This window comes from Mycobacterium sp. MAC_080597_8934, from assembly GCF_000523975.1.
Lineage (GTDB): Bacteria > Actinomycetota > Actinomycetes > Mycobacteriales > Mycobacteriaceae > Mycobacterium > Mycobacterium avium.
Genome location: NZ_JAOS01000031.1, coordinates 64,678 through 90,887, shown reverse-complemented (window position 1 = coordinate 90,887; position 26,210 = coordinate 64,678). Strand labels below are relative to the sequence as shown.

Genomic DNA, 26,210 nt, shown 5'->3' with positions numbered 1-26,210 from the left:
GCGACCGGTCAGTCCGGGTTGGGCGCCTGCGGTGAGCTGATCGCGTCGACGGCGCCGGACACCTTGGCTTGAAAGTCCGCCGACAGCGGGATGTAGCCGGTCCTGGCCAACTCGACCTGCCCGGGCCCGATGGCGGCCTGCAGGAACGCCTTGACCGCCTTGGCCACGTCGAAGCCCGGGTATTTCGAGCACACGATCTCGTAGGTGGCCAACACGATCGGGTAGACGTCGGGCTGGGCGGGGTTGTAGAACGACGACAGGTCGAGCACCAGGTCGTTGCCGGTGCCGACGATCCGGGCGCCCTTGATCGTCTTGCCGAAGATATCGGTGCCGATCCGCACCGGACGCAGCGATCGGCGGCTCGCCGGCGTCTTGATCTCGGCGGCGAACAGGCCCTGCTGCAGCGCGAAGGACAATTCGTTGTAGCTGATCGCACCCTCGGTGCTCTTGACGGCCGCGGCGGTGCCGGTGTTGCCGACGGCGCCGGTGCCCACGCCGCCGTTGAAGGTCTTGCCCGCGCCCTTGTTCCACACTCCGCCGGCGGCCGACTGCAGGTAGGCCTGGAAGTTGTCGGTGGTGCCCGAGCCGTCGCTGCGGTAGACGACGCGAATGTCCTCGGCCGGCATGGAGGCGTTGAGCAGGGCCAGGGCCGGATCGTCCCAGCGGGTGATGGTGCCGTTGAAGATCTTGGCCAGGGTGGGCGCGTCGAGCACCAAGGAGTCGACCGCGGCCAGGTTGTAGGTGATGGCCAGCGGGCCGAATACCACCGGCAGGTTCCAGGCGTCGGCTCCGCCGCAGCGTCGCTTGGCGGCGCCATACTGGTCGCCCGACAACGGCGTGTCCGACCCCGCGAAATCCGTTCTGCCCGCGAGGAAGTCGGCAATTCCGTTGCCCGACCCGTTGGCGGTGTAGTCGAGCGTCTGTCCCGGGCACGCGGTGCGGTAGGCGGCGATGAACCGGGTCATCGCGTTGGCCTGCGCGGTGGAGCCGCTGGCGGACAGGGTCTGCTTGCCGCCGCAATCGACCTTGGCGCCGGCGGTGTAGGGCAGGCTGGCGGGCGTCTCGCCGCACGCCGAGACCACCAGGGTGGTTGCCATCAGCACGCCGGCGATGACCGCCGATCGGGTGCGCATCACGACGAGGGCACCTTGACAGTCCGGGTACCGAGATGTACCGCGACCGGATGAACAGGCAAACAAACGTCGGATGAACGAGTGCGCCGTCCCCGCCGGGCGGCGGGCCCGGGCTGTTCGGGCGGTGCGGTTTCGCTGGGCGGTGTGCCCAAGCGCGGCGTGCGGGCGGAAATTACCTACACATGACGAAATTCCCAAGCAGCCGCGCACCGGGGCCGAGTTCGCTAGCATCCCTGCTCTAGGGCCCGAATTCCCCTCTGGAGGTATGACATGACCCATCAAGCGCCCCCCGCGCCGCCGCCTTCGGTGCCCTCCGAGCAACCGCCCGCGGCACCGCCGGACGCCCCGCCCGCGCGGCGGCGCCGCCGCCCGGTCATCGCCGCGGCCGTCGTGCTGGGATTCGTTGCCGTGTACGTTCTTTCGCTGTTCGGTGTGCACCTGCTGGCCAAGACGGCCGGGCCGCTCAAGCCGCCGGACCTCAACGCCACCGGCGACACGGTGGTGCTGGTGCGGTTGGAGAAGCTGGACACCATCGCCAACCGGTTGACGGTCAAGGTGCTGGTGATCCCCGAGGAGTCGATGTTCGACAAACGCCTCGACGTGCTGACCACCGACACCGCGGTGCGGATGGACCCGCCGAACGACCTGGGCGACCTGCAGTATCCGGCCGGCAAGTCACCGGCGCAGGTGGCGACTACCATCGAGGCGCACGGCAACCCCAACAACTGGCCGTTCGACTCCTACCGCACCGACACCATGTCCGCCGAAGTTCTTGTGGGACAAGGGGATGCGCGCCACTACATCCCGGCGCGGGTGGAGGTCACCGGCGGGCTGGACGGCTGGGACGTCAGCGTGCAGCGGGTCGGCGAAGCCAGTCAGGAATCGGACCGCGCCGACAACGTCATCATCACGCTGCACCGGTCGAAGAGCACGCTGATCTTCGACGCGGGAATCTGCCTGGTGCTGTTCGCCCTGCCCGCCATGGCGCTGACCATCGCGCTGCTGATGCTGACCGGCAAGCGGGGCTTCCTGCCGCCGTTCGTGACCTGGTTCGCGGCGCTGCTGTTCGCCGTCATCCCCATCCGCAACTTCCTGCCCGGGTCACCGCCCGCCGGAGCCTGGGTGGACCAGGCCCTGGTGCTCTGGGTGCTGATCGCGCTGGTGACGTCGATGGTCCTGTTCCTGATCACCTGGTACCGGCGCACGGACTGAGTTCCCGTCAGGGTCCTACCCTGAAGGGGTGCGCAGCGAGCTGGTGGACCTGCCGGGCGGGTCGTTCCGGATGGGCTCGACGAGCTTCTATCCCGAAGAGGCGCCCATCCACACGGTGACGGTGGAGCCCTTCGCGATCGAACACCACCCGGTGACCAACGCGCAGTTCGCCGAGTTCGTCGCCGCCACCGGCTACGTGACGGTGGCCGAGCAACCGATCGACCCGGCGCTGTACCCGGGCGCCGACCCGTCCCAATTACAGCCGGGTGCAATGGTTTTCCGGCCCACACCGGGGCCGGTGGACCTGCGCGACTGGAGGCAGTGGTGGCACTGGGTGCCCGGGGCCAGCTGGCGCCATCCTTTCGGGCCGGACAGCGACGTCGCCGATCGTGCCGACCATCCGGTGGTGCAGGTGGCCTACCCCGACGCCGCGGCCTACGCCCGCTGGGCGGGGCGGCGGCTGCCCACCGAGGCCGAGTGGGAATACGCCGCCCGCGCCGGGACCACCACCACCTACCCCTGGGGCGACGAGCCCACCAGCGACGGCCGGCTGATGGCCAACACCTGGCAGGGCCGCTTCCCGTACCGCAACGACGGGGCGCTCGGCTGGGTGGGCACCTCGCCGGTCGGCGTCTTCGCGCCCAACGCGTTCGGCCTGCTCGACATGATCGGCAACGTCTGGGAGTGGACCACCACCGAGTTCTCCACCCATCACCGGATCGGGGCGGCGACCAAGCCCTGCTGCGCCCCGTCGGGCCCCGCCGACCCGAGCGTCAACCAGACCTTGAAGGGCGGCAGCCATTTGTGCGCGCCGGAGTACTGCCACCGCTACCGCCCGGCGGCGCGTTCGCCGCAGTCGCAGGACTCGGCGACCACCCACATCGGCTTTCGCTGCGTGGCCGAAGTGGGTTCGAACTAGCAAACCCGGCGAGGCGTGAACGGCGGATGGCGGCACGGTGACGCCCACGTGATGCCTTGGTGGACAAGAGATTTCACCGCGCACCGGACCCCTGCGTTCGCTAGCATCTGACGACATGTCGCACCGCGCAACCCAAATGGTGTTGGCCTGATGACAGCAACGGCGGTGGCAGCCCAAGCGCCCGTGACGAAGAAGCGGGACAGGCCGCGGATCGCGATCGGGGTGTGCATCCTGGCGGGCGTCGTCATCGTCTACGTGCTGTCGCTGTTCGGGGTGCATTTCCTGCAGCGCTCCGAGGGGCCGCTGCCGCCGCTGGATCTGAGCCAGGGCGGCGGGGACGCCACCATCGTGCAGTTGCGCCTCGAGGAGCTCAAGCCCGTCGCGAATCGGCTCTCGGTCAACGTCCTGGTCTATCCCGGAGTTGCCCAGTACGACAACCGATTCGACGTCCTGGCCAATGACGTTGCGGTGCGCCTTTATCCCACAAGCGATCTGGGCGATCTGCACTACCCCAAGGGCAAGGCGCCGGCGCAACTGAGCACCACCGTGGAGGCGCACGGCGATCCCGGGAACTGGCCGTTCGACTCCTACCGCACCGAGCCGATCTCCGCGGACGCATTCGTCGGCTCCGGGGACAACCTGAAGAAGGTGCCCGCCCGGGTGGAAGTCACCGGGGCCCTGGACGGTTGGCAGATCACCGTCGATCGCGTCCGCGACCCCGCGGCGCTGCCGACGCAACGGGGCAGCGACAACGGCGACGTCGTCATCACGCTGAAGCGGGCCAAGGGGCCGCTGATCTTCGATCTCGGGATCTGCCTGGTGCTGATCAGCCTGCCCCACCCTGGCGCTGCTGGTCGCGATTCCCATGGCGATGGGCCGACGCAAATTCCTGCCGCCGTTCGCCACCTGGTACGCGGCCAACCTGTTCGCCATCGTGCCGCTGCGCAACATCCTGCCCGGGGCGCCGCCGCCCGGGTCCTGGATCGACCAGGCGATCGTGCAGTGGGTGCTGATCGCGCTGGTGGCGGCGATGACCCTGTACATCATCGCGTGGGTGCGGCAGGGCGACTGACGGCCGCGCACGCGCGGTGCCCCGGTTATCCACAGGTCGCGGTCCTGCCAAGCGCCCGAGTCGGCGGACGGTGCTACTCTCGCACATATGTTCGAAGACGCGACCGCCTGGTTCGACGAGCTGATGGAGCGGTGCTACCCGTCGGCGACGCCGGAGTCGGCGGCGCTGGTGCAGCGGATCGGTGTCTTCGCGCGGGTGGAGAACCGGGCGGCGGCCGAGCAGTTGGCGGCCATTGGGGAGCTGTTCGCCTATCGGCTGTCGCGCTGCTCGGAGTGCGAGGACTGGGCGGTCGACACCGAGGCCGCGGTGAGCGCGGAGGTGGCGGCCCAGCTGCGGATCGGGCAGGGGCTGGCCGCCGCCAAGGTGCGCTACGCGCGGGCGATGCGCGAACGGCTGCCCCGGGTGGGTGAGGTTTTTCGGGCCGGGGAGATCGACTTCCGGCTGTTCGCCACGATCGTGTATCGCACCGATCTAATTACCGATCGCCGGGTGCTGGCGGCCGTGGACGCCGAGTTGGCCGCGACGGCGGCGCGCTGGCCGTCGATGACCCGGGCGCGGTTGGCCGCCCGGGTGGACGCGGTGGTGGCCAAGGCCGACGCCGACGCGGTGCGGCGCGCCGAGAAGCAGGCGGCGAGCCGGCAAGTCTGGATCGCCGAGATGGGTGAGGGCCTGTCGCATCTGGAGGGCACGGTGTCGAGTCCCGACGCGCACGCGCTGGACAAACGGCTGGATGCGTTGGCCGCCACGGTGTGCGAGCACGACCCGCGCACTGGTGAGCAGCGCCGCGCCGACGCGCTGGGGGCGCTGGCCGCCGGGGCCGACCGGTTGGGCTGCCGGTGTGGCCGCGCCGATTGTGCGGCCGGTACGCGGCCCGCCGCCGGGCCGGTGGTGATCCACCTGATCGCCGAGCGGGCCAGCGTCGAGGGCACCGGCGGCGGGCCGGCGGTCGAGGTCGGCGCCGAGGGTCTCCTCCCGGCGCAGCTGGTCGCCGAGCTGGCCGCGTCGGCCAGGCTGATGCCGCTGGTCCACCCCGCCGATGCGCCGCCGGAGAACCGGTACACGCCGTCGGCGGCGCTGGCCGACTTCGTGCGCTGCCGGGATTTGACCTGCCGCTGGCCCGGCTGCGACCGCCCGGCCACCGAGTGCGACCTGGACCATACGGTTCCCTACGCCGAGGGCGGGCCCACCCACGCGTCAAACCTCAAGTGCTACTGCAGAACTCACCATTTGGTGAAGACCTTCTGGGGCTGGCGGGAACAACAGCTGCCGGATGCGACGCTGATCCTGACCTCGCCGGCCGGGCGGACCTATGTCACCACCCCGGGCAGCGCGCTGCTGTTCCCGTCGTTGTGCGTGCCCACCGGTGAGCCGGCCCGGCCGGTCGCGGCCGGATCCCAGCCGTGCGGTGAGCGCACCGCGATGATGCCCACCCGCCGGCGCACCCGCGGCCAAAATCGCGCCGCCCGGGTGGCCGCCGAACGCCGGGCCAACCGCGCCGCCCGGCTGGCCCGGGCAACTCGGCCGGCCCCTGCGGCGAGCCAGTCCTGGCCGGCCGGCTACGGGCCCGACGCCGACCCGCCGCCGTTCTAGCCGCTCTAGCTGCGAAATCTCGCCGGCTGAGAGCCCTGCACCCGGAATTTGGCTCTGAGCTGGTCGTCCCCTAGACTCTAGGGGTTGCCTTGGGCAGACCTCGGCCGGTGCGAATCGGCCCCGCGTGCCCTTCGGTGACTAACCGCTTTACAAGACCGCGCACGTCAGGTTTTTTGGTGGGTCATGCTCGCCGAATGCCCACTTCGGTGGGTTCTCCTGCCGTGTACACGCAACCAGGTCAGGAGATCGAGTGATTCAGCAGGAATCGCGGCTGAAGGTCGCCGACAACACCGGCGCCAAGGAGATCTTGTGCATCCGTGTGCTCGGCGGTTCGTCGCGACGCTACGCCGGCATCGGTGACGTCATCGTCGCCACCGTCAAGGACGCCATTCCCGGCGGCAACGTCAAGCGAGGGGACGTCGTCAAGGCCGTCGTGGTGCGCACCGTCAAGGAGCGCCGGCGTCCCGACGGCAGCTACATCAAGTTCGACGAGAACGCCGCGGTGATCATCAAGCCCGATAACGACCCGCGCGGGACGCGCATCTTCGGGCCGGTCGGCCGGGAACTGCGCGAGAAGCGGTTCATGAAGATCATCTCGCTTGCCCCGGAGGTGTTGTAAATGAAGGTCCGCAAAGGCGACACCGTCCTGGTCATCGCAGGCAAAGACAAGGGCGCCAAGGGCAAGGTGCTCAAGGCCTACCCGGACCGCGAGCGCGTCCTGGTCGAGGGCGTCAACCGGATCAAGAAGCACACCGCGATCTCGACCAACCAGCGCGGCGCCCAGTCCGGTGGCATCGTCACCCAGGAAGCGCCCATCCACGTCTCCAACGTCATGGTGGTCGACTCCGACGGCAAGCCCGCCCGGGTCGGCTACCGCCTCGACGAGGAGACCGGCAAGCGCGTCCGTATCTCCAAGCGCAACGGCAAGGACATCTGAGATGACCACGACAGAGAAAGTTCAGCCGCGCCTGAAAGAGCGCTACCGCAACGAGATTCGCGATTCGCTGCAGCAGCAGTTCGGATACCCCAACGTCATGCAGATCCCGACGGTGACCAAGGTCGTGGTCAACATGGGCATCGGTGAGGCGGCGCGCGACGCGAAGCTGATCAACGGTGCCGTCAACGACCTGGCGCTGATCACCGGGCAACGGCCCGAGATCCGCCGGGCGCGCAAGTCCATCGCGCAGTTCAAGCTGCGCGAGGGCATGCCGATCGGCGCCCGGGTCACCCTGCGCGGGGACCGGATGTGGGAGTTCCTCGACCGGCTCACCTCGATCGCGCTGCCCCGTATTCGCGACTTCCGCGGGCTCTCGCCCAAGCAGTTCGACGGTGTCGGCAACTACACCTTCGGGCTGGCCGAGCAGTCGGTGTTCCACGAGATCGACGTGGACAAGATCGACCGGGTCCGCGGCATGGACATCAACGTCGTCACCTCGGCGACGACTGACGACGAAGGACGAGCGCTGTTGCGGGCCCTCGGCTTTCCCTTCAAGGAGAACTGAGCAGATGGCAAAGAAGGCACTGGTCAACAAGGCCGCACGCAAGCCGAAGTTCGCGGTGCGCGGCTACACACGCTGCAACAAGTGCGGCCGGCCGCGCGCGGTCTTCCGCAAATTCGGTCTGTGCAGGATCTGCCTGCGCGAGATGGCGCATGCGGGCGAGCTGCCCGGCGTGCAGAAGAGCAGCTGGTGACGGGACACAGGGGCTAAACCATGACTATGACGGACCCGATCGCAGACTTCTTGACCCGTCTGCGCAACGCCAATTCGGCGTATCACGACGAGGTGACGTTGCCGCACTCCAAGCTCAAGGCCAACATCGCCCAGATCCTCAAGAACGAGGGTTACATCAGCGACTTCCGGACCGAGGATGCCCGGGTCGGCAAGTCGCTGATCGTTCAGCTCAAGTACGGCCCGAGCCGGGAGCGCAGCATCGCCGGCTTGCGCCGCGTGTCCAAGCCCGGTTTGCGGGTGTACGCGAAATCCACCAACCTGCCGCGCGTTCTGGGCGGCCTGGGCGTGGCGATCATCTCCACCTCCTCGGGCCTGCTCACCGATCGCCAGGCGGCCCGGCAGGGCGTGGGCGGCGAAGTCCTCGCGTACGTGTGGTGAGGGGGTAGACATGTCGCGTATTGGTAAGCAACCGGTTCCGGTCCCCGCCGGAGTCGACGTCACCATCGACGGCCAGAAGGTCTCGGTGAAGGGACCCAAGGGCACCCTGGATCTGACCGTCGCCGAGCCGATCACCGTGTCGCGCAACGACGACGGCGCGATCGTGGTGACCCGCCCCAACGACGAGCGGCGCAACCGCTCGCTGCACGGGCTGTCCCGCACCCTGGTGTCCAACCTCGTCACCGGCGTGACCCAGGGCTACACCACCAAGATGGAGATCTTCGGCGTCGGTTACCGGGTGCAGCTCAAGGGCTCCAACCTCGAGTTCGCGCTGGGCTACAGCCACCCCGTGGTGATCGAGGCGCCCGAGGGCATCACCTTCGCCGTCCAGTCCCCGACGAAGTTCTCCATCAGCGGGATCGACAAGCAGAAGGTCGGCCAGATTTCGGCGAACATCCGCCGCCTGCGCCGCCCCGACCCGTACAAGGGCAAGGGCGTGCGCTACGAGGGCGAGCAGATCCGCCGCAAGGTCGGAAAGACAGGTAAGTAACCATGGCGCAAACACAAGCTGACACCGCCGCGCGAAAGCCGGTGGGGCAGAGCGTATCCGCGACCCGGCGCGTCTCTCGGCTGCGCCGGCACGCGCGCCTGCGCAAGAAGATCGCGGGTACCCCCGAGCGGCCGCGGCTGGTGGTCAACCGGTCGGCGCGGCACATCCACGTGCAACTGGTCAACGACGAGAACGGCACCACGGTGGCCGCCGCGTCGTCGATCGAGGACGACGTGCGCAGCCTGCAGGGAGACAAGAAGGCCCGCAGCGTGCGGGTCGGCCAGCTGATCGCCGAGCGGGCCAAGGCCGCCGGTATCGACAGCGTGGTCTTCGACCGCGGCGGATACACCTACGGCGGACGGATCGCGGCGCTGGCCGACGCCGCCCGCGAGAACGGATTGCATTTCTGATGATCGAGAACTTGAACACGACTGGAAGGACCGCATGATGGCGGAGCAGCCGGCCGGCGGACAGGGCGCCGGCGACAGCCGCGACTCGCGCGGTGACCGCGACAGCCGCGGTCGGCGCGGCGACGGCGGTCGTGGGGGCCGCGACCGCGACGGCGACAAGAGCAACTACCTGGAGCGCGTCGTCGCCATCAACCGGGTCTCCAAGGTGGTCAAGGGCGGTCGGCGATTCAGCTTCACCGCACTGGTGATCGTCGGCGACGGCAACGGCATGGTCGGTGTCGGCTACGGCAAGGCCAAGGAAGTTCCCGCCGCCATCGCCAAGGGCGTGGAGGAGGCCCGCAAGGGCTTCTTCCGGGTGCCGCTGATCCGCGGGACCATCACCCACCCGGTGCAGGGCGAGGCGGCCGCCGGCGTGGTGCTGCTGCGCCCGGCCAGCCCGGGTACCGGTGTGATCGCCGGCGGCGCCGCCCGCGCGGTGCTGGAATGCGCCGGGGTGCACGACATCCTGGCCAAGTCGCTGGGCAGCGACAACGCCATCAACGTGGTGCACGCGACCGTGGCCGCGCTCAAGCTGCTGCAGCGGCCCGAGGAGGTGGCCGCGCGGCGCGGCCTGCCCATCGAGGACGTGGCGCCGGCCGGAATGCTCAAGGCGCGCCGGGAAAGTGACGCGCTGGCCAGTGCGGCGGCGGCGAGAGAGGCGGCGGCGCAATGAGTCAACTGAAGATCACCCAGGTGCGCAGCACCATCGGAGCCCGCTGGAAGCAGCGCGAGTCCCTGCGCACCCTGGGCCTGCGGCGGATCCGCCACTCGGTGATCCGCGAGGACAACCCGCAGACCCGCGGTCTGATCGCGGTGGTCAGCCACCTCGTCGAGGTGGCGCCGGCCGACGCGAGCTCCGCGGGCACCGGAGGTAGCAAGAAATGACGATCAAGCTGCACGACCTCAAGCCGGCGCGCGGATCGAAGACCCCCCGCACCCGGGTCGGCCGCGGTGAGGGCTCGAAGGGCAAGACCGCCGGCCGCGGCACCAAGGGCACCAAGGCCCGCAAGAACGTGCCGGTGACCTTCGAGGGTGGGCAGATGCCGATCCACATGCGGCTGCCCAAGCTCAAGGGATTCCGTAACCGGTTCCGCACCGAGTACGAGATCGTCAACGTCGGCGACATCAATCGCCTTTTCCCGCAAGGCGGTTCGGTCGGGGTGGACGAGCTGGTGGCCAAGGGCGCGGTCCGGCGCAACTCGCTGGTCAAGGTTCTCGGCGACGGCAAGCTGACCGTGAAGGTCGAGGTGTCCGCGCACAAGTTCAGCGGCAGCGCACGCGAGAAGATCACCGCCGCGGGCGGCTCGGTCACCGAGCTGTAGTCGGCCCGCGCGGCTAATTCAGCTGCGGAATCACTTCCGCGGCAAGGCGTTCCATCTGCTCGTGGTTCTCCGCGACATCGGCGCCGACGGGGTTCAGTAGCAGCGTCTGCGCCCCGGCGTCGATGACCTCGCGCAGCCCCCGGACCACGTCCCCGGGCGTGCCGGACACCGGCACGTCGGCCACGCCGGGCATCCGCCCGTAGATGCGGCTCAGCCCGGCCAGCACCCGCTCGCGGGCCCGCGCCGCGTCGTCGTCGACCGTCAGGTAAACCCTCTTGCCGATCGTGAATTCGGCCGGGTCTCTTTGCTGTTCGTCGAGTTCGCGGCGCAGCACGGCCACCGCCCCGGCGAACGCCTCGGTGGTCGACGAGCCCGCGCCCATGAACGCGTCGCCGTGCCGGACCGCGCGGGCCAGCGCCTTCGGCGCCAGCCCGCCGAACCAGATCGGCGGGTGCGGGCGCTGCACCGGCTTGGGCGCGATCGGCAGGTCGTCGACGTCGCGGAACCGCCCGTGAAACGTCACCCGCGGGTCGTCGGACCAAGCCGCCTTCATCAGCTTCAAGCCCTCGGTGAAATACGCGACGAAGGTGTCCTTGTCGACTCCGAAGGCGGCGAACTTGCGGGTGCCGCCGCCGGGTGCGACGCCAATGTCCAACCGGCCGTGGCTGAGTCGGTCCACGGCGGTGACCGCCGAGGCCAGCTGCAGCGGATCGTGCAGCGACGTCACCAACACCGCGACCCCCAGCCGCAGCCGCTCGGTGCAGGCCGCGCAGTAGGCGAGCAGCTCCAGCGGCGCCAGCAGCGGCGCCGGACCGATGATCTGCTCGAGCGCCCAGCCGCCCTCGAACCCGAGCTGCTCGGCGCGCGTCAAAAAGGAACGCAGCCCCGCCCCGTCAAAGCCGTCGTAGTCGAACTGGGGGATGGCGATGGAAAACCTCACCCGACCACCGTACGGCCGTTCGTCGGTAGTCTGCAGACATGTTCGCTGTGCTGTCCTCGATACCCGGCCTGTCCAAAGGCGCCGACGAGATCCGTGCCCTGGCCGGGCGCGTCGACACCGCCCGCCATCACGGCGTGCCCAACGGCTGTGTGCTCGAGCTGGATCTGCGGTCGATGCCGCCGGAGACGTCCGGCTTCGACCCGCTGGCGCTCGTCACCGGCGGCAGCCGGTCGGCATCGCTGCGCGACACGGTGGACGCCATCCACCGGGCGGCCGAGGACCCGCGGGTGGCCGGGCTGATCGCCCGGGTGCAGCTGGCGCCGTCGCCGTCGGCCGCGGTGCAGGAGCTGCGCGAGGCGATCGTCGCCTTCACCGCCGCCAAGCCGTCCCTGGCCTGGGCCGAGACCTATCCGGGCACGCTGTCGTACTACCTGGCGTCGGCGTTCGGCGAGATCTGGATGCAGCCCGGCGGCAGCGTCGGGCTGATCGGCTTCGCCAGCAACGCCACCTTCCTGCGCGACGCGCTCGACAAGGCCGGCATCGAGGCCCAATTCGTCGCCCGCGGCGAATACAAGTCCGCGGTAAACCGTTTCACCGAACACGGCTTCACCGAGGCGCACCGCGAGGCCGTTACCCGGATGCTGGACAGCGTCCAGGAACAGGTGTGGCAGGCGGTCGCCGAATCACGCAAGCTCGACACCGACGCGCTGGACGCGCTGGCCGACCGCGCGCCGCTGCTGCGCCAGGACGCGCTGGACTCCGGCCTGGTCGACCGGATCGGCTTCCGCGACCAGGCGTACGACCGGATCGCAGAACTCGTTGGCGTACAAGATGTTTCACCGGACACCGAGCCGCCCCGGCTGTATGTGTCGCGCTACGCCGGCGCGGCCCGGTCCCGGCTGTCCCCGCCGGTGCCCTCGCTACCGGGGCGCCGCCGCCCACCGACGGTGGCGGTCATCAACGTCGACGGCACCCTCGTCGACGGGCGCGGCGGGCCCCATTTCCTGCCGTTCGGCGCCGCCACCGTGGGCAGCGACACCATCGCGCCGGCGCTGCGGGAGGCCGCCGCCGACGATGCGGTGTCGGCGATCGTGCTGCGGGTCAACAGCCCCGGCGGCTCGGTCACCGCGTCGGAAACCCTTTGGCGCGAAGTGAAAAGGGCCCGTGAACGCGGCAAGCCGGTGGTGGCGTCGATGGGTGCGGTGGCCGCCTCCGGCGGCTACTACGTGTCGGTGGCCGCCGACGCGATCGTCGCCAACCCGGCAACGATCACCGGTTCGATCGGCGTCATCACCGGCAAGCTGGTGATCCGCGACCTGCTGGGGCGGCTGGGCGTCGGGTCGGACACCGTGCGCACCAACGCCAATGCCGACGCGTGGTCGATCGACGCGCCGTTCACCCCGGAGCAGCGCGCCCACCGCGAGGCCGAGGCCGACCTGGTGTACACCGACTTCGTGTCCCGGGTGGCCGAGGGCCGCAACCTGACCACCGACGCCGTCGAACGGGTGGCCCGGGGCCGGGTCTGGACGGGCGCCGACGCCCACGAGCGGGGGCTGGTCGACGAACTGGGCGGCTTTCGAATCGCGGTGCGGCGGGCCAAGATTCTCGCCGGGCTGGACGAGGACGCCGACGTGCGCATCGTCACCTATCCGAGCGGCTCGCTGCTGGACGTGCTGCGGCCGCGGGCCTCGTCGCAACCGGCGGCGGTGTCGCTGCCCGACGCGCTGGGCGCCCTGACGGTCAAGACCCTGGGCGCGATCCTGGACAACGTCGAGCGATCCTGCAGCGGTGCCAGCGCGCTGTGGCTGGGGCCGTCGCGGCTCTAGCCGGTCCGCGTGGCGCTGATGAAGATGATCTCGCCGAGCGGGTCGTCGTTCTCGGGGGCGGGCACCTCGATGCCGTGCCGGTGGAACAGTTCGGTGCGGGTCACACCCTCGGCCCGCCACCCGAGGCCGTTCAGGTAATCGATGACGTGGTTGCGTTCGCCGGCGTAGACCAGCGACGCCATGTCGATGTCGACGCCGTGCTGCCGGAACGAGCCGGACATCTCCCGCACCCGCTCGGCGTCGAAATCCACGATGCCGGGCACGAATTCGGTGGCGATGGTGCTGCCCGGCGTGGACAGCGCGGTGATGTTGTCGAACAGCCGGTCCTGGGCCTCCGGCGGCAGATAGATCAGCAGGCCCTCGGCCAACCAGGCCGTCGGCGCGGCCGGATCGAATCCGGCGGCGCTCAGCGCGGCGGGCCAGTCGCCGCGCAGATCGATGGGGATGGTGCGCCGGGTCGCGGTGGGCTCGGCACCGACCTCGGCCAGCGTGTTGCTCTTGAATTCGATCACCCGCGGCTGGTCGATCTCGTAGACCACCGTGCCCGCCGGCCACGGCAACCGGTAGGCGCGCGAATCCAGGCCGGAGGCCAGGATCACCACCTGACGCACCCCGGCGTCGGTGGTGTCGACGAAGTAGTCGTCAAAGTACTTGGTGCGCACCGCCATCCCGTCGACCATCGACTGAATCCGCACCGGGGTGGCGTTCTCGATCGCATCCAGGTCGAGCTCGCCGTCCATCATCTTGGTGAAGAAGTCCACCCCGACCGCGCGCACCAGCGGCTCGGCGAACGGATCGTCGATCAGACCGCGGGGATCCTTGGTCGCCATGGCGCGTCCGGCCGCGACCATCGTCGCGGTGGCGCCGACGCTGGACGCCAGGTCCCACTCGTCGTCATGCGTGCGTGTCATCGCGAGCAACCTTAGCCGCGGCCACCGGTGAGGGTGGCGTCGACGTAGCTCATCTCACCGAAGGTGGCCCTCATCTCGTCCTCGGGGAACTCGAAACCGTTGCGGGCGTACAACTGTCGGGCCGGATGCGGCGTCACCCGCCAGCCCTTGCCGGTGAGGTAGTCGGCGACGACGTTGCGCTCGCCCCGGTAGAACAGGTCGGCGGCGTTGAGGTTGAGACCGAGACGCTGCCAGCGCTCCGAGATGCGGGCCAACCGCTCGTCGGAGAACGCGTTGGGGTCCGGCACGTGCTCGGTGGCCAGCCGGCTGCCCGGCGCGGACAGGGCGGTGATGTTGTCGAACAACCGGTCCTGGGCCTCCGGCGGCAGATAGGGCAGCAGCCCCTCGGCGCTCCAGGCCGTCGGCCGGGTGACGTCGAAACCGCCTTCGCGCAGGGCCGCGGGCCAGTCGTCGCGCAGGTCGATGCTGATGGTGCGGCGCTCGGCGGTGGGGGCCGCGCCGAGGTTGGCCAGCGTGTCGGTCTTGAACGCGATGACCTGCGGCTGGTCGATCTCGTAGACCACCGTGCCGGCCGGCCAGGCCAGCCGGTAGGCCCGGGTGTCCAGGCCGGAGGCCAGGATCACCGCCTGGCGCAGCCCGCCCTCGGTGGCGTCGATGAAGAAGTCGTCGAAGAACCTGGTGCGCACCGTGATCTGCTCGGCCCGCGCCCGGCGGTTGAACAGCGGGTCGTCGGGGAAGTCGAGCTTGCCGTCGACGATGCGGATGAACGGATCCAGTCCCACCGCCCGCACCAGCGGTTCGGCCAGCGGATCGTCGAGCAGCGCGTCGGGTCCCTGCGACGCCACCGCGCGGGCGGCGGCGACCATGGTCGCCGTCGCTCCCACGCTCTGCGCCGGACCCCAGGTGTCGCCGTCGGTGCGTCCCTCACTCATAGATCCCCCAGGTGTAGAGCATCTCACCCATCCGGGTGTCGTCGTCATCGAGCGGGTCAAGTCCGTTGGCCGCGAACAGATCCCGGATGGTGACGCTGTTCAGCCGCCAACCGTGGCCGGCCAGATACGGGGCGGCCTCGTTGCGCTCGCCGAAGTAGACCAGTCCGGCCATGTCGAGGTCGAACCCGTGCGCGCGCCAGCGCTGCGAGATCGCCTGCATGCGTTCCTTGAGCTTCTCCTCCTCGCCGGGCGCGGGGTTGGGCGCGCTCTCGGTGGCCAGCCGGCTACCGGGCGCGGACAGCTCGGTGATGGTGTCCAGCAGCCGGTCCTGCGCCTCCGGCGGCAGGTAGCCGAGCAGCCCCTCGGCGCTCCACGCGGTCGGCCGGGTCGGGTCGAACCCGGCGGCGCGCAGCGCGGCGGGCCAGTCGTCGCGCAGGTCGACGGCCACCACCCGGCGCTCGGCCGTGGGCGCGGCGCCCAGCTGCGCCAGCGCCGTGGTTTTGAAGTCGATGACCTGCGGCTGGTCCACCTCGTAGACCACCGTGCCGGCCGGCCAGGCCAGCCGGTAGGCGCGCGCGTCCAGCCCGGAGGCCAGGATCACCACCTGCGCGATGCCGGCCTTGGTCGCGTTCAGGAAGAACTCGTCGAAGAACTTGGTGCGCACGGCCATGTTGTCGGCCATCCGCGACATCGCCCCGGCCGACCCGGCGGCGCCGTCGTGCACGTCGTTCAGCTCGGCCGGGTCCAGCTCGCCGCCCGCCAGCCGGGACAGCAGGTCCACGCCGACCGCCTTGACCAGCGGTTCGGCGAACGGGTCGTTGATCAGCGGGTTGTCCGCCCGGGTGGCCATCGCGCGGGCCGCCGCGACCATGGTCGCGGTCACCCCCACGCTGGAGGCCAGGTCCCAGGTGTCGCCCTCGTACCTGGTGGAAGTCATGTGCGCACCCCTATCGGAGATCGTCGAGGTAGTAGCCAAGCTAATATTTAGCCGATATAACAAGCTGCTCCCACTGTACGCTTCCCGCGATTCGCGGCAACCTTTACTGATGACGTACGCGGGCAAGCGGGTGCCGATCGCCGGGGCGGCGGCGCCATGAAGGCACTGGTCTATGGCGTCGCGCCGGAGCTTGTCGCGGTGCCCGACGACGCCAACCCGCTGGTCCAGAACCTGGCCCGCACCCCGACCGGGCTGCGCGACGTGCCGGAACCCGTGCTGCCGCACGAGGATTGGGTGCTCACCCGGCCGCGGCTGACCGGCATCTGCGGGTCGGACGCCAAGCAGATCCTGATGGACTTCGGCGCGGGCGACGCCGACAACGCCCTGTCCGCCTTCTGCTCGTTCCCGCAAGTCATGGGCCACGAGGTGGTGGCCGACGTGGTGGCGCTGGGACCCCGGGCGCGGGGGTTGGCGGTGGGGCAGCGGGTGGTGCTCAACCCGTGGCTGTCCTGCGGGCCGCGCGGCATCCAACCGCCCTGCCCCGCATGCGAAGCCGGCGACTACAGCCTGTGCTGGAGCTTCGCCGACGGCGACCTCAAACCCGGCATCCACACCGGCGTCTCGGCCGACGTGACCGGCGGCTACGCCGAGCTGATGCCGGCCCACGACAGCATGCTGTTCGCGGTGCCGGAGCGGGTCCCCGACGAGATGGCCGTGTTCGCCGACCCGTTCTCGGTGTCGCTGCACGCGATCACGCGCCACCCGCCGCCGCGCTCGGGGCGGGCGCTGGTGTACGGCGCCGGCTCGCTCGGGCTGTGCGCGGTGGCGATCCTGCGGGCGCTCTACCCGGAAGTGGCCGTGGCCGTGGTGGCCCGCTTCGATGCCCAGGCGGAGCTGGCCCGGCGCTTCGGCGCCGCCAAAGTCGTTGCGCACGAACCGCGTACGGCCGTCATCGAAGAAATGGTCGGCTGGGGCGGTGGCCGGCTGCGCCGGCCGCTGCTGGGGCTGCCGATGGCCCACCCCGGCGCGGTCGACGTCGTCTACGACACCGTCGGCAAACCCGAGACGTTAGAGGTCGCCGTCCGCCTGCTGCGGTCGCGGGGCACCCTGGTGAAGGCCGGTGTGCACGCGCCCGGGCGCTGGGAGGACAGCCCCTTGTATTTCAAGGAGATCGCGCTGGTCGGCTCCAACGCCTTCGGGGTCGAGGAGGTCGACGGGCAGCGCCGGCACGCCATCGCGCACTACCTCGACCTGGCCGCGGCGGGGCGGGTGGACCTGCGCCCGATGCTCACCCACACGTTCACGCTGGACCGCTGGCGCGACGCGTTCCGCGCCCTGGCCGACCAGGGCCGGACCGGCGCGGTGAAGGTGGCGTTCGACCAGCGTTAGCCCAGCGCGCCACGGGGATCCGAGGCGTCAGGGGTTGGCGCGCAGATAGCCGTACACCGCGGCGAAGTTGCGGTTGACGTCCTCGGGAATTGGCACCGGACCGCCGAGAGCCCTTGCGCCCCAGACGATTTGGGCGGTCCGCTCCACCAGCGCGGTGATGTGCAGGACCTTGTCGGGCTGCGGGCCCACCGCCACCAAGCCGTGGTTGGCGATCAGGGCGGCGCCGCGGCCCTGCAGCGCCTTGACCGCGTTGGCGCCGACGTCGGGGGTGCCGGAGGCGGCGTACTCGGCGCAGCGCACGTCGCCGCCGCAATACACCGCGAACTCGTCGATGCACGCCGGAATCGATTGGTGCGCAATGGCGAACATGGTCGCCCACACCGGATGGCTGTGGATGACGCAGCCGATGTCGTCGAACGCGGCGAAGCAGGCCAGGTGCAGCTGCATCTCCGTGGACGGCGAGCGGCCCTGCGCGGCCTGCAGCACCGAACCGGCGGGGTCGATCAGCACCAGGTCGTCGAGCTGCATGTCGCGGTAGTCCACCGACGACGGCGTGATGACGATGTTGCCGTCGGAGCGGCGCGCCGAGATGTTGCCGGCGGTGCCCTCCACCAGGCCGCGGCGCAGCATGTCCTTGGCGGCGTCGAGCACCGCCTGTTCCGGGTCGTCGACGAACTTCATCGGGCCAACACCTCCGGGTTGACGATGTGGGCGGGCGTCGCGCCGGCCAGCAGCGCTTCCAGGTCGTCGGCCACCAGCTGCGCCTGCCGGGCCTCAGTGTTCCACGTGGCCCCGCCGATGTGCGGGGTCAGCACCACGTTCGGCATGCCGACCAGCGGGTGATCGGTCGGCAGCCACTCACCGACGAAGTGGTCCAGCCCGGCGGCGGCCACCTTGCCGGCGCGCAGCGCCTCGACCAGCGCGTCGGTGTCGTGCAGCTGGGCGCGGGCGGTGTTGAGGAAGACCACGCCGTCGTGCATGGCCGCGAACTGCTCGGCGCCGATCATGCCGGTGGTCTCGTCGGTGACCGGGGCGTGCAGCGACACCACGTCGGACTCGGCCAACAGCTCGTCCAGACCGTGCCGGGCCTCGGGGTGGTAGGGGTCGTGCGCGATGACCCGCAGACCCAGCCCGGTCAGCCGCCACCGGGTGGCGCGGCCGACCGCGCCCAGGCCCACCAGCCCCGCGGTCAGGCCCGCGATCTCGCCGCCGCGGAACCGCTGATACGGGATGCTGCCGTCGCGAAAGATGTTGCCGCCGCGCACATCCGCGTCGGCGGGCAGCAGGTGACGGGTGGCGGCCAGCAGCAGCGCCACGGTCATCTCGGCGACGGCGTCGGCGTTGCGGCCCGGGGTGTTCAGCACCGGGATGCCCGCCGCGGTGGCGCCGTCGATGTCGACGTTGTTGGGGTCGCCGCGCGTCGCGGCGACCGCGCGCACACCGAGCTCGAACACCGGGCCGCGCACCGAATCGCTTTCCACCACCACGATTTCGGCTTCCTCGGCCGCGATCCGCTCGGCCAGCTGCTCGGCGCTGTAGATGCGCAACGGCCGCTGCTCGATCCAGGGGTCGTAGACCACCTCGGCCAGCGCCCGCAGTTTGTCCAGGCCCGGCCCGCGCAGCGGGGCGGTCACCAAGGCGCGCGGTTTGGACGTCACGCCTGCCAATGCTGGCGTACGGTGACGCCCGTGTCACGCAAGGACGTCACAATCGGCATCGACGTCGGCAGCACCGCGGTCAAGGCGTTAGCCGCCGATGCCGACGGCCGGGTCATGGCCCGCGTGCGCATCCCGCACGAACTGCGGATACCGGCACCCGACCGGCTCGAGCACGACGCCGAGGCGGCGTGGCGGCGCGGCCCGTCGGCCGCCCTGGACGAACTGCTGCACCAGCCCGGCGTCGCGGCGGTGGCGGTCGCGGCCATGGTGCCGTCGATGACGGCCGTCGACGGCTCCGGCACGCCGGTCACCCCGGGACTGCTCTACGGCGACGGCCGGGGCCGCACCCCGGGCGGCCCGCAAAACCAGCCGTTGCCCGCGCTGGGCGAGGCCGCCGAGTTCCTGCGCTGGACGGCGGCCCGCGCTCCCAGTGCCGCCGGCTACTGGCCGGCGCCCGCGGTGGCCAACCACGCGCTGGCCGGCCAGGCGGTGATCGACGTCGCCACCGCCGCCACCGCCTTCCCGTTGTTCGACGGGACCGGCTGGGACGCCGCCGCGTGCGCCGAGCGCGGCGCGCGCGTCGAGCAGATGCCGCGGGTGCACAGCATGGGCGCCGTCGTCGGGCAGCTGCCGGGCGGCGCGGCGCTGGCCACCGGCGGCATCGACGCGCTGTGCGAACAGCTCGTGGCCGGCGCCGACCGCGACGGCGACGTGCTGGTGATGTGCGGCACCACGCTGATCGTGTGGGCCACCATTTCCCAGGCCCGGCAGATGCCAGGGCTGTGGACCATCCCGCACACCACGCCGGGCAAGAGCCAGATCGGCGGCGCCAGCAACGCCGGCGGGCTGTTCCTCGGCTGGGTGGATCGCGTTGTGGCACAAGCGGATCCGGCATCCGCCCAGCCCGGGCGGGTGCCGGTGTTCGCGCCCTACCTGCGTGGCGAGCGCAGCCCGTTCCACGACCCGGACCGCCGCGGCGTGCTCGAGGCGCTGGACCTGACCCACGACGCCGCCGCGCTGCGCAGGGCCGCCTACGAGGCGTCCGGGTTCGTGGTGCGCCAGCTCATCGAGCTGTCCGGCGCGCCGGTGTCGCGCATCGTGGCCACCGGCGGCGGCACCCGGGTGGGGCCGTGGCTGCAGGCCATCGCCGATGCCACCGGGCGCCCGGTCGAGGTGTCCGCGGTGGCCGAGGGCGCCGCGTTGGGCGCCGCGTTCCTGGCCCGGATGGCCGCCGGTCTGGAGACCACCCTCACCGACGCCGCCCGCTGGGTCCGCACCGAGCGCGTCGTCGAGCCCGACCCGGCCTGGGCCGCCCCGGTGCAGGACCGCTACCAACGGTTCCTGGAGTTGGGAAACCGCCCGTGTCCCGCGGTTGTGGCGCGGTAGCCGCACCGGCGTTCTAGGCTGGTGCAATGACCGACCAGGACCGCAAAGCCGCCCGCCGGGAAATCGCCGATGCCCTGTTGAAAGCGCTGGAACGACGGCATGAAATCGCCGACGTGGTGGTGGAATCGGAGAACAAGGCGGCCGCGGTGGAGGCGATCGTGCGGCTGCTGGACACCTCGCACCTGGCCGCCGAGGCGGTGATGGGCATGTCGTTCGATCAGCTCACCATCGACTCGCGGCGCAAGATCCTGGCCGAACTCGAGGACCTGAACAAGCAGCTGAGCTTCACCGTGGGCGAGCGCCCGGCCAGCTCGGGCGAGACCCTGGAGCTGCGCCCGTTCTCGGCCACCGAGGACCGCGACATCTTCGCCGCCCGCACCCAGGACATGGGCTCGGCCGGCGACGGATCCGGCGGGCCCGCCGGCGACCTCGACGACGAGATCCGCGCGGCGACGGCCCGCCTCGACGACGAGGAGGCCGCCTGGTTCGTCGCCGTCGATTCCGGTCAGAAGGTCGGCATGGTGTTCGGCGAGCTGCTCAATGGCGAGGTCAACGTGCGGATCTGGATCCACCCCGATTTCCGCAAGCGGGGTTACGGCACCGCCGCGCTGCGCAAGTCGCGCACCGAGATGGCGTGGTGTTTCCCCGCCGTCCCGCTGGTCGTCCGGGCGCCCGCCGCCAAACCCGCCTGACGGTCAGCCCAGCTCGGCGCTCACGGCGACGATGTTGGGGAACTGCGCCGTCTCGTCGTCCTCGGGGTAGGCCAGGCCGTAGTCGTCGAACAGGTCCCGGCGTGGCCGGGCGCTGACCCGCCATCCGCGCCCGGTCAGGTACTCGACGACGTTGCTGCGCTCGCCGTCGAAGAACAGCCCGGACAGGTCGATGTCACAGCCCACCCTGGCCCACCGATCGTTGAACTCCTGCGCGCGCTGCGCCATCGTCGTGCCGGTGGCGTCCGGGTGATATTCGGTGGCCAGCCGGCTGCCGGGCGCGCTCAGGGCGGTGATGTTGTCGAACAGCCGGTCCTGTGCCTCCGGCGGCAGGTACATCAGCAGGCCCTCCGCGCTCCATGACGTCGGCTGTGTCACGTCAAAACCGTTGGCGCGCAATGCTTCCGGCCAGTCCTCGCGCAGGTCGATGCTGACCGTGCGCAGCTGCGCGGCCGGGCGGGCGCCTAGCGCCGCCATGGTGTTGGTCTTGAACTCCACCACCTTGGGCTGGTCGACCTCGTACACCACGGCGCCGGCCGGCCAGTCCAGCCGGTAGGCGCGGGCGTCCAGCCCGGCGGCCAGGATCACCGACTGGCGGATCCCGTCCCGGGCGGCGCCGGTGAAGAAGTCGTCGAAAAATCGGGTGCGCACCGCGATCGAATCGGTCTCCAGCTGCAGGTCGCGTTCCCCGCGTTGCGGATCCGCGGGCGCCACCTCGCCGTCGACCAGGCGGCGGAAGAAATCCAGGCCGACCGCCCGCACCAACGGCGCGGCGAACGGGTCGTTGATGATCGGGCGCTCGCCCGTGCTGGCCAGCGCGCGGGCCGCGGCCACCATCGTCGCCGTCGCGCCCACGCTCGAGGCCAGGTCCCAACTGTCTTGGTCGGTGCGTGTCATGCTGCTCCCAAGTTACTTAGCAAATGCAACGATTCATCCGCACTGTACGCTCCGCGGCTTACGGCTTCCTGGAAAGGCCCTGACCGGACCCGGCCGGACCAGCTGTTAGTCTCGTACACGGTTTGACGCGCTGTAATTGAGTCGGGCCGTACGTCCTGGCCTGCGGGTGTTGGGCGCGTGATGCAGGAAATCCCGGCTGCGCAGGAGGAAGAGTTGCTTTCGGCTTTCATCTCATCGCTGCGGACAGTCGACCTGAGACGGAAGATCCTCTTCACGCTGGGCATCGTCGTGCTGTACCGGGTCGGGGCCGCGTTGCCGTCCCCGGGCGTCAACTACCCCAACGTCCAGCAGTGCATCAAGGAAGCCAGCGGCGGCGCGGCCGGGCAGATCTACTCGCTGATCAACCTGTTCTCCGGCGGCGCGCTGCTCAAACTCACCGTATTCGCCGTCGGGGTGATGCCCTACATCACCGCCAGCATCATCGTGCAGCTGCTCACCGTCGTCATCCCGCGCTTCGAGGAACTGCGCAAGGAAGGCCAGTCCGGTCAGGCCAAGATGACGCAGTACACCCGCTACCTGGCCATCGCGCTGGCCATCCTGCAGGCCACCAGCATCGTGGCGCTGGCCGCCAACGGCGGGCTGCTGCAGGGCTGCTCGCTGGACATCATCGCCGACCAATCCATCTTCACCCTCGTCGTCATCGTGCTGGTGATGACGGCCGGCGCGGCGCTGGTGATGTGGATGGGCGAGCTGATCACCGAACGCGGCATCGGCAACGGCATGTCGCTGCTGATCTTCGTCGGCATCGCGGCCCGCATCCCCGCCGAGGGCAAGACCATCCTGGACAGCCGCGGCGGCATGATCTTCGCCGCCGTGCTGGTGGCCGCGCTGATCATCATCGTCGGCGTGGTGTTCGTCGAACAGGGGCAGCGCCGGATCCCGGTGCAGTACGCCAAGCGGATGGTGGGCCGGCGCATGTACGGCGGCACCTCGACGTATCTGCCGCTCAAGGTCAACCAGGCCGGCGTCATCCCGGTGATCTTCGCGTCCTCGCTGATCTACATCCCGCACCTGATCACCCAGCTGATCCGCAGCGGCAGCGGCGGCGTCGGTAACAGCTGGTGGGACAAGTTCGTCGGCAGCTACCTGTCCGACCCCAGCGACCCGGTTTACATCGGCATCTACTTCGGGCTGATCATCTTCTTCACGTACTTCTACGTGTCCATCACGTTCAACCCCGACGAGCGCGCCGACGAGATGAAGAAGTTCGGCGGCTTCATCCCCGGCATCCGGCCGGGCAAGCCCACCGCGGATTACCTGCGTTACGTGCTGAGCCGGATCACCTTGCCCGGCTCCCTCTACCTGGGTGCGATCTCGGTGCTGCCCAACCTGTTCCTGCAGATCGGCAACGGCGGGGCGGTGCAGAACCTGCCGTTCGGCGGTACCGCGGTTTTGATCATGATCGGCGTGGGCTTGGATACGGTCAAGCAGATCGAGAGTCAGCTCATGCAGCGCAACTATGAAGGGTTCCTCAAGTGAGAGTCGTTTTGCTGGGGCCGCCGGGAGCGGGCAAGGGGACGCAGGCCCAGAAGCTCTCCGAGAAGCTCGGGATCCCGCAGATCTCCACCGGTGAGCTGTTCCGCAGCAACATCGAGAACGGGACCAAGCTGGGGCTGGAGGCCAAGCGCTACCTGGACGCCGGCGACCTGGTGCCCGCGGAGCTGACCAACCAGCTCGTCGACGACCGGCTCAGCGAGCCGGACGCCGCCAACGGTTTCATCCTGGACGGGTTTCCCCGGTCGTTGCAGCAGGCCAAGGCGCTGCACGAGATGCTGGAACGCCGCGGCACCGACATCGACGCGGTGCTGGAGTTCCGGGTGTCCCAGGACGAGCTGCTGGCGCGGCTCAAGGCGCGTGGCCGGGCCGACGACACCGACGAGGTGATTCTGAACCGGATGAAGGTGTACCGCGACGAGACGGCGCCGCTGCTGGACTACTACCGCGACCAGCTCAAGACGGTCGACGCCGTCGGCACCCTGGACGAGGTGTTCGCCCGGGCGCTGCGCGCGCTGGGCAAGTAGGGATGAACGCGCTGGCGCGGCTGCGCGGCCGCAAGGTGGTGCCGCAGCGCAGCGACGGCGAACTCGACGCGATGGCCGCCGCGGGCGCGGTGGTGGCCGCCGCGCTGCAGGCGGTCCGCGCGGCCGCGGTCGCCGGGGTGTCGACGCTGAGCCTGGACCAGATCGCCGAGTCGGTGATCCGGGATGCCGGCGCGGTGCCGTCGTTCCTGGGCTACCACGGTTACCCGGCCTCCATCTGCGCCTCCGTCAACGACCGGGTGGTGCACGGAATCCCCTCGGCCGCAGAGGTTTTGGCGCCCGGCGACCTGGTGTCTATCGACTGCGGCGCGGTGCTGGACGGGTGGCACGGGGACGCGGCGATCACGTTCGGGGTGGGCGCCCTGGACCCGGCCGACGAGGCGCTGTGCCAGGCCACCCGGGAGTCGCTGGAAGCCGGGATCGCGGCGATGGTGCCCGGGAACCGGTTGACCGACGTCTCGCACGCCATCGAGCTGGGCACCCGCGCCGCCGAGACCCGGCACGGGCGGGCGTTCGGCATCGTCGAGGGCTACGGCGGGCACGGCATCGGCCGGCAGATGCACATGGACCCGTTCCTGCCCAACGAGGGCTCGCCGGGCCGCGGTCCGCTGCTGGCCCCCGGCTCGGTGCTGGCCATCGAGCCGATGCTGACCCTGGGCACCGGCAAGACCGTGGTGCTCGACGACCAGTGGACGGTCATCACCACCGACGGCTCGCGTGCGGCACACTGGGAGCACACCGTTGCCGTCACCGACGCCGGGCCGCGCATCCTGACGCTCGGGTAGGGGCGCACCGGGTCGGGGCCGTTGAACCGAACCTTCGCCGGGCTCGTTTCCCCGGCAGGAGGTGATCGAGTGGCTCGTGTGGTCGGCATTTCCAGGGCGTCCGGGACCGCCGAGGCCGCTCTGATGAAGGCGCTCTACGACGAACACGCCGCGGTGCTGTGGCGCTATGCGCTGCGGCTGACCGGCGACGCGAGCCAATCCGAGGATGTGGTGCAGGAGACGTTGCTGCGGGCCTGGCAGCATCCCGAGGTCATCGGCGACACCGAGCGCTCGGCCCGGGCGTGGTTGTTCACGGTGGCCCGCAACATGATCATCGACGACCGGCGCAGCGCGCGGTTCCGCAACGTGGTCGGCTCGACCGACACCGCGGGGGCGCCCGAACAGTCCACGCCGGACGAGGTCAACGCGGCGCTGGACCGGTTGCTGATCGCCGACGCGATGGCCCAGCTGTCGGCCGAGCACCGCGCCGTGATCGAACGGTCCTACTACCGCGGTTGGACCACCGCGCAGATAGCTACAGACCTCGGCATCGCCGAGGGAACGGTGAAGTCGCGACTACACTATGCGGTGCGGGCGTTGCGACTCACTCTGCAGGAACTCGGGGTCACCCGATGAGGGACTTTCCGAATGTTTGAGGGGTGAGCAGACATGGATGAAATGAGGACGCCGGTGCACGACGTCGGCCCTCCCGAAGACCGCTACGCGATGTGGGATGCCGCGTACGTGCTGGGTTCGTTGTCCGCCGCGCAGCGCCGCGAATTCGAGCAACACATGGCCCACTGCCGCGGCTGCCGCGAGGCGGTCGCCGACATCAGCGGGGTGCCCGCGCTGCTGTCCCGGCTCGACCACGACGAAGTGGCCGCCATCGACGAGGCCGGCCCCGCCCCGCAGCTGTCCGCCGACCTGTTGCCGTCCCTGCTGACCGCGGTGCGCCGGCGGCGCCGGCGCGGCCGGGTGGCGACCTGGGTGGCATCGGCTGCCGCGGCGGCGGTGCTGGCCATCGGCGTGTTCGTCGGCCTCGAGGGGTGGTCGTCGACTCCGGCGCGGCAGGTGACCGCGTCGGCCGAGCCGATGGCCCAGGTCGGCACCACCCTGCTGACCTCGACCGTGCAGGTCAGCGGCCAGCACTGGGGCACCTCGATCAACCTGAGGTGCGTGTGCCTGGCCCCGCTCAACGCCCACCACGACACCCTGGCGATGGTGGTGGTGGGCCGCGACGGCAGCCGCACCCGGCTGGCGACCTGGGTGGCCGTGCCCGGCCACACCGCGTCACCGGCGGGGTCGATCTCGACGCCGGTGGACCAGATCGCCGCCGTGCAAGTGGTGGCCGCCGACAGCGGCCAGGTGCTGCTGCAGCGTTCCCTGTAAACGATCGGAGCCAG

The 26,210-nt window shown here is 70.2% G+C and carries 30 protein-coding genes and 1 pseudogene; 23 read left to right on the top strand and 8 right to left on the bottom strand.

Features of this window, described 5'->3' with window-relative positions:
• Positions 1-8: 8 nt before the first annotated feature.
• Positions 9-1,136, bottom strand: coding sequence for a phosphate ABC transporter substrate-binding protein PstS (pstS, locus tag NF20_RS18765; protein ID WP_080691747.1), 1,128 nt, complete (start codon positions 1,134-1,136; stop codon positions 9-11).
• A gap of 267 nt (positions 1,137-1,403) precedes the next feature.
• On the opposite strand from pstS, the gene NF20_RS18760 reads away from it, so the two are divergent.
• From NF20_RS18760 to rplO, 14 genes and pseudogenes are all read left to right on the top strand, one after another.
• A complete protein-coding gene (locus NF20_RS18760; RefSeq protein WP_033712955.1) occupies positions 1,404-2,345 on the top strand; it encodes a DUF4436 domain-containing protein in 942 nt (313 codons plus the stop codon).
• A 28-nt stretch (positions 2,346-2,373) separates the two neighbouring features.
• Positions 2,374-3,264, top strand: coding sequence for a formylglycine-generating enzyme family protein (locus NF20_RS18755; protein ID WP_033712953.1), 891 nt, complete (start codon positions 2,374-2,376; stop codon positions 3,262-3,264).
• 183 nt (positions 3,265-3,447) lie between these two features.
• Positions 3,448-4,336 (top strand): annotated as a pseudogene (locus tag NF20_RS18750) (DUF4436 domain-containing protein).
• An 87-nt stretch (positions 4,337-4,423) separates the two neighbouring features.
• On the top strand, positions 4,424-5,926 hold the full coding sequence (locus tag NF20_RS18745) for an HNH endonuclease signature motif containing protein (RefSeq protein ID WP_033712952.1): 1,503 nt from the start codon (positions 4,424-4,426) through the stop codon (positions 5,924-5,926).
• A gap of 250 nt (positions 5,927-6,176) precedes the next feature.
• The gene (gene rplN / locus NF20_RS18740) at positions 6,177-6,545 is read left to right on the top strand and encodes a 50S ribosomal protein L14 (protein WP_003403649.1); all 369 of its coding nucleotides are present in this window, start codon (positions 6,177-6,179) and stop codon (positions 6,543-6,545) included.
• A complete protein-coding gene (gene rplX / locus NF20_RS18735; protein WP_003873501.1) occupies positions 6,546-6,863 on the top strand; it encodes a 50S ribosomal protein L24 in 318 nt (105 codons plus the stop codon). It abuts the gene before it with no gap.
• 1 nt (position 6,864) lies between these two features.
• Entirely contained in the window at positions 6,865-7,428 is a 564-nt protein-coding gene (gene rplE, locus NF20_RS18730) for a 50S ribosomal protein L5 (protein WP_033712951.1), read from the top strand.
• 4 nt (positions 7,429-7,432) lie between these two features.
• Complete coding sequence (locus NF20_RS18725) at positions 7,433-7,618, top strand: type Z 30S ribosomal protein S14 (RefSeq protein ID WP_003873499.1); 186 nt, start codon at positions 7,433-7,435, stop codon at positions 7,616-7,618.
• 20 nt (positions 7,619-7,638) lie between these two features.
• Positions 7,639-8,037, top strand: coding sequence for a 30S ribosomal protein S8 (rpsH, locus tag NF20_RS18720; RefSeq protein ID WP_003873498.1), 399 nt, complete (start codon positions 7,639-7,641; stop codon positions 8,035-8,037).
• Positions 8,038-8,047: 10 nt separating this feature from the next.
• Positions 8,048-8,587: a 50S ribosomal protein L6 gene (gene rplF, locus NF20_RS18715; protein ID WP_003873497.1), complete on the top strand. Its 540-nt coding sequence runs from the start codon at positions 8,048-8,050 to the stop codon at positions 8,585-8,587.
• Between the two features lie 41 nt (positions 8,588-8,628).
• Positions 8,629-8,997, top strand: a complete 369-nt coding sequence (gene rplR, locus NF20_RS18710) for a 50S ribosomal protein L18 (RefSeq protein ID WP_033712972.1) — start codon at positions 8,629-8,631, stop codon at positions 8,995-8,997.
• 37 nt (positions 8,998-9,034) lie between these two features.
• Positions 9,035-9,709 carry a 30S ribosomal protein S5 gene (gene rpsE / locus NF20_RS18705; RefSeq protein ID WP_003873495.1) on the top strand — a complete coding sequence of 225 codons (675 nt, stop codon included), beginning with the start codon at positions 9,035-9,037 and terminating at the stop codon, positions 9,707-9,709.
• On the top strand, positions 9,706-9,921 hold the full coding sequence (rpmD, locus tag NF20_RS18700) for a 50S ribosomal protein L30 (protein WP_003873494.1): 216 nt from the start codon (positions 9,706-9,708) through the stop codon (positions 9,919-9,921). Before rpsE ends, rpmD begins: the two co-directional genes overlap by 4 nt.
• On the top strand, positions 9,918-10,358 hold the full coding sequence (gene rplO, locus NF20_RS18695; RefSeq protein ID WP_003873493.1) for a 50S ribosomal protein L15: 441 nt from the start codon (positions 9,918-9,920) through the stop codon (positions 10,356-10,358). Before rpmD ends, rplO begins: the two co-directional genes overlap by 4 nt.
• 13 nt (positions 10,359-10,371) lie before the next feature.
• Here rplO and NF20_RS18690 read toward each other — a convergent pair whose 3' ends face one another.
• Complete coding sequence (locus tag NF20_RS18690) at positions 10,372-11,298, bottom strand: LLM class flavin-dependent oxidoreductase (RefSeq protein WP_009979056.1); 927 nt, start codon at positions 11,296-11,298, stop codon at positions 10,372-10,374.
• A gap of 38 nt (positions 11,299-11,336) precedes the next feature.
• Here NF20_RS18690 and sppA point away from each other — a divergent pair, with 38 nt between their 5' ends.
• A complete protein-coding gene (gene sppA / locus NF20_RS18685) occupies positions 11,337-13,124 on the top strand; it encodes a signal peptide peptidase SppA (protein ID WP_033712950.1) in 1,788 nt (595 codons plus the stop codon).
• Here sppA and NF20_RS18680 read toward each other — a convergent pair.
• The 3 genes from NF20_RS18680 to NF20_RS18670 are packed head-to-tail and all read right to left on the bottom strand — an operon-like array spanning position 13,121 to position 15,904.
• The gene (locus tag NF20_RS18680) at positions 13,121-14,035 is read right to left on the bottom strand and encodes a class I SAM-dependent methyltransferase (RefSeq protein WP_033712971.1); all 915 of its coding nucleotides are present in this window, start codon (positions 14,033-14,035) and stop codon (positions 13,121-13,123) included. The two genes, sppA and NF20_RS18680, sit on opposite strands and share 4 nt — an antisense overlap.
• An 11-nt stretch (positions 14,036-14,046) precedes the next feature.
• Positions 14,047-14,967 (bottom strand): class I SAM-dependent methyltransferase, encoded by a 921-nt coding sequence (locus tag NF20_RS18675; protein WP_009979053.1) that lies wholly within the window; start codon positions 14,965-14,967, stop codon positions 14,047-14,049.
• Positions 14,960-15,904: a class I SAM-dependent methyltransferase gene (locus NF20_RS18670; protein ID WP_011726069.1), complete on the bottom strand. Its 945-nt coding sequence runs from the start codon at positions 15,902-15,904 to the stop codon at positions 14,960-14,962. Before NF20_RS18670 ends, NF20_RS18675 begins: the two co-directional genes overlap by 8 nt.
• 156 nt (positions 15,905-16,060) lie before the next feature.
• Between NF20_RS18670 and NF20_RS18660 the strand changes: the two genes are divergently transcribed.
• The gene (locus NF20_RS18660) at positions 16,061-17,293 is read left to right on the top strand and encodes a zinc-dependent alcohol dehydrogenase (RefSeq protein ID WP_033712947.1); all 1,233 of its coding nucleotides are present in this window, start codon (positions 16,061-16,063) and stop codon (positions 17,291-17,293) included.
• A 27-nt stretch (positions 17,294-17,320) separates the two neighbouring features.
• On the opposite strand, the gene NF20_RS18655 is transcribed toward NF20_RS18660, so the two are convergent.
• On the bottom strand, positions 17,321-17,974 hold the full coding sequence (locus NF20_RS18655) for an L-fuculose-phosphate aldolase (protein ID WP_019732538.1): 654 nt from the start codon (positions 17,972-17,974) through the stop codon (positions 17,321-17,323).
• Entirely contained in the window at positions 17,971-18,951 is a 981-nt protein-coding gene (locus tag NF20_RS18650) for an NAD(P)-dependent oxidoreductase (protein WP_019732539.1), read from the bottom strand. Before NF20_RS18650 ends, NF20_RS18655 begins: the two co-directional genes overlap by 4 nt.
• Positions 18,952-18,981: 30 nt before the next feature.
• Between NF20_RS18650 and NF20_RS18645 the strand changes: the two genes are divergently transcribed.
• Positions 18,982-20,337 carry a xylulokinase gene (locus NF20_RS18645; protein ID WP_033712970.1) on the top strand — a complete coding sequence of 452 codons (1,356 nt, stop codon included), beginning with the start codon at positions 18,982-18,984 and terminating at the stop codon, positions 20,335-20,337.
• Between the two features lie 26 nt (positions 20,338-20,363).
• Positions 20,364-21,029, top strand: a complete 666-nt coding sequence (locus tag NF20_RS18640; RefSeq protein WP_003879460.1) for a GNAT family N-acetyltransferase — start codon at positions 20,364-20,366, stop codon at positions 21,027-21,029.
• Between the two features lie 3 nt (positions 21,030-21,032).
• Here the strand turns inward: NF20_RS18640 and NF20_RS18635 are convergent, their stop codons facing one another.
• Positions 21,033-21,944, bottom strand: coding sequence for a class I SAM-dependent methyltransferase (locus tag NF20_RS18635; RefSeq protein ID WP_019733043.1), 912 nt, complete (start codon positions 21,942-21,944; stop codon positions 21,033-21,035).
• 213 nt (positions 21,945-22,157) lie between these two features.
• Between NF20_RS18635 and secY the strand changes: the two genes are divergently transcribed.
• The 5 genes from secY (at position 22,158) to NF20_RS18610 (ending at position 26,196) form a co-directional block, all read left to right on the top strand.
• Complete coding sequence (gene secY, locus NF20_RS18630) at positions 22,158-23,483, top strand: preprotein translocase subunit SecY (RefSeq protein WP_033712969.1); 1,326 nt, start codon at positions 22,158-22,160, stop codon at positions 23,481-23,483.
• Complete coding sequence (locus NF20_RS18625; protein WP_003873479.1) at positions 23,480-24,025, top strand: adenylate kinase; 546 nt, start codon at positions 23,480-23,482, stop codon at positions 24,023-24,025. The genes secY and NF20_RS18625 overlap by 4 nt, the downstream gene beginning before the upstream one ends.
• Positions 24,026-24,027: 2 nt before the next feature.
• Positions 24,028-24,828 (top strand): type I methionyl aminopeptidase, encoded by an 801-nt coding sequence (gene map, locus NF20_RS18620; protein WP_033712946.1) that lies wholly within the window; start codon positions 24,028-24,030, stop codon positions 24,826-24,828.
• Between the two features lie 87 nt (positions 24,829-24,915).
• Positions 24,916-25,443 carry a sigma-70 family RNA polymerase sigma factor gene (locus tag NF20_RS18615; RefSeq protein WP_255250719.1) on the top strand — a complete coding sequence of 176 codons (528 nt, stop codon included), beginning with the start codon at positions 24,916-24,918 and terminating at the stop codon, positions 25,441-25,443.
• Between the two features lie 33 nt (positions 25,444-25,476).
• The gene (locus NF20_RS18610; RefSeq protein WP_003873476.1) at positions 25,477-26,196 is read left to right on the top strand and encodes an anti-sigma factor family protein; all 720 of its coding nucleotides are present in this window, start codon (positions 25,477-25,479) and stop codon (positions 26,194-26,196) included.
• Positions 26,197-26,210: the final 14 nt, after the last annotated feature.

Coding starts and splice junctions, on each gene's coding strand:
- NF20_RS18760 (WP_033712955.1), top strand. CDS start 1,404: ATGACCCATCAAGCGCCCCCCGCGCCGCCGCCTTCGGTGCCCTCCGAG.
- NF20_RS18745 (WP_033712952.1), top strand. CDS start 4,424: ATGTTCGAAGACGCGACCGCCTGGTTCGACGAGCTGATGGAGCGGTGC.
- rplX (WP_003873501.1), top strand. CDS start 6,546: ATGAAGGTCCGCAAAGGCGACACCGTCCTGGTCATCGCAGGCAAAGAC.
- rplE (WP_033712951.1), top strand. CDS start 6,865: ATGACCACGACAGAGAAAGTTCAGCCGCGCCTGAAAGAGCGCTACCGC.
- NF20_RS18725 (WP_003873499.1), top strand. CDS start 7,433: ATGGCAAAGAAGGCACTGGTCAACAAGGCCGCACGCAAGCCGAAGTTC.
- rpsH (WP_003873498.1), top strand. CDS start 7,639: ATGACTATGACGGACCCGATCGCAGACTTCTTGACCCGTCTGCGCAAC.
- rplF (WP_003873497.1), top strand. CDS start 8,048: ATGTCGCGTATTGGTAAGCAACCGGTTCCGGTCCCCGCCGGAGTCGAC.
- rpsE (WP_003873495.1), top strand. CDS start 9,035: ATGGCGGAGCAGCCGGCCGGCGGACAGGGCGCCGGCGACAGCCGCGAC.
- rpmD (WP_003873494.1), top strand. CDS start 9,706: ATGAGTCAACTGAAGATCACCCAGGTGCGCAGCACCATCGGAGCCCGC.
- rplO (WP_003873493.1), top strand. CDS start 9,918: ATGACGATCAAGCTGCACGACCTCAAGCCGGCGCGCGGATCGAAGACC.
- sppA (WP_033712950.1), top strand. CDS start 11,337: ATGTTCGCTGTGCTGTCCTCGATACCCGGCCTGTCCAAAGGCGCCGAC.
- NF20_RS18680 (WP_033712971.1), bottom strand. CDS start 14,035: ATGACACGCACGCATGACGACGAGTGGGACCTGGCGTCCAGCGTCGGC.
- NF20_RS18675 (WP_009979053.1), bottom strand. CDS start 14,967: ATGAGTGAGGGACGCACCGACGGCGACACCTGGGGTCCGGCGCAGAGC.
- NF20_RS18670 (WP_011726069.1), bottom strand. CDS start 15,904: ATGACTTCCACCAGGTACGAGGGCGACACCTGGGACCTGGCCTCCAGC.
- NF20_RS18660 (WP_033712947.1), top strand. CDS start 16,061: ATGAAGGCACTGGTCTATGGCGTCGCGCCGGAGCTTGTCGCGGTGCCC.
- NF20_RS18655 (WP_019732538.1), bottom strand. CDS start 17,974: ATGAAGTTCGTCGACGACCCGGAACAGGCGGTGCTCGACGCCGCCAAG.
- NF20_RS18640 (WP_003879460.1), top strand. CDS start 20,364: ATGACCGACCAGGACCGCAAAGCCGCCCGCCGGGAAATCGCCGATGCC.
- NF20_RS18635 (WP_019733043.1), bottom strand. CDS start 21,944: ATGACACGCACCGACCAAGACAGTTGGGACCTGGCCTCGAGCGTGGGC.
- map (WP_033712946.1), top strand. CDS start 24,028: ATGAACGCGCTGGCGCGGCTGCGCGGCCGCAAGGTGGTGCCGCAGCGC.
- NF20_RS18610 (WP_003873476.1), top strand. CDS start 25,477: ATGGATGAAATGAGGACGCCGGTGCACGACGTCGGCCCTCCCGAAGAC.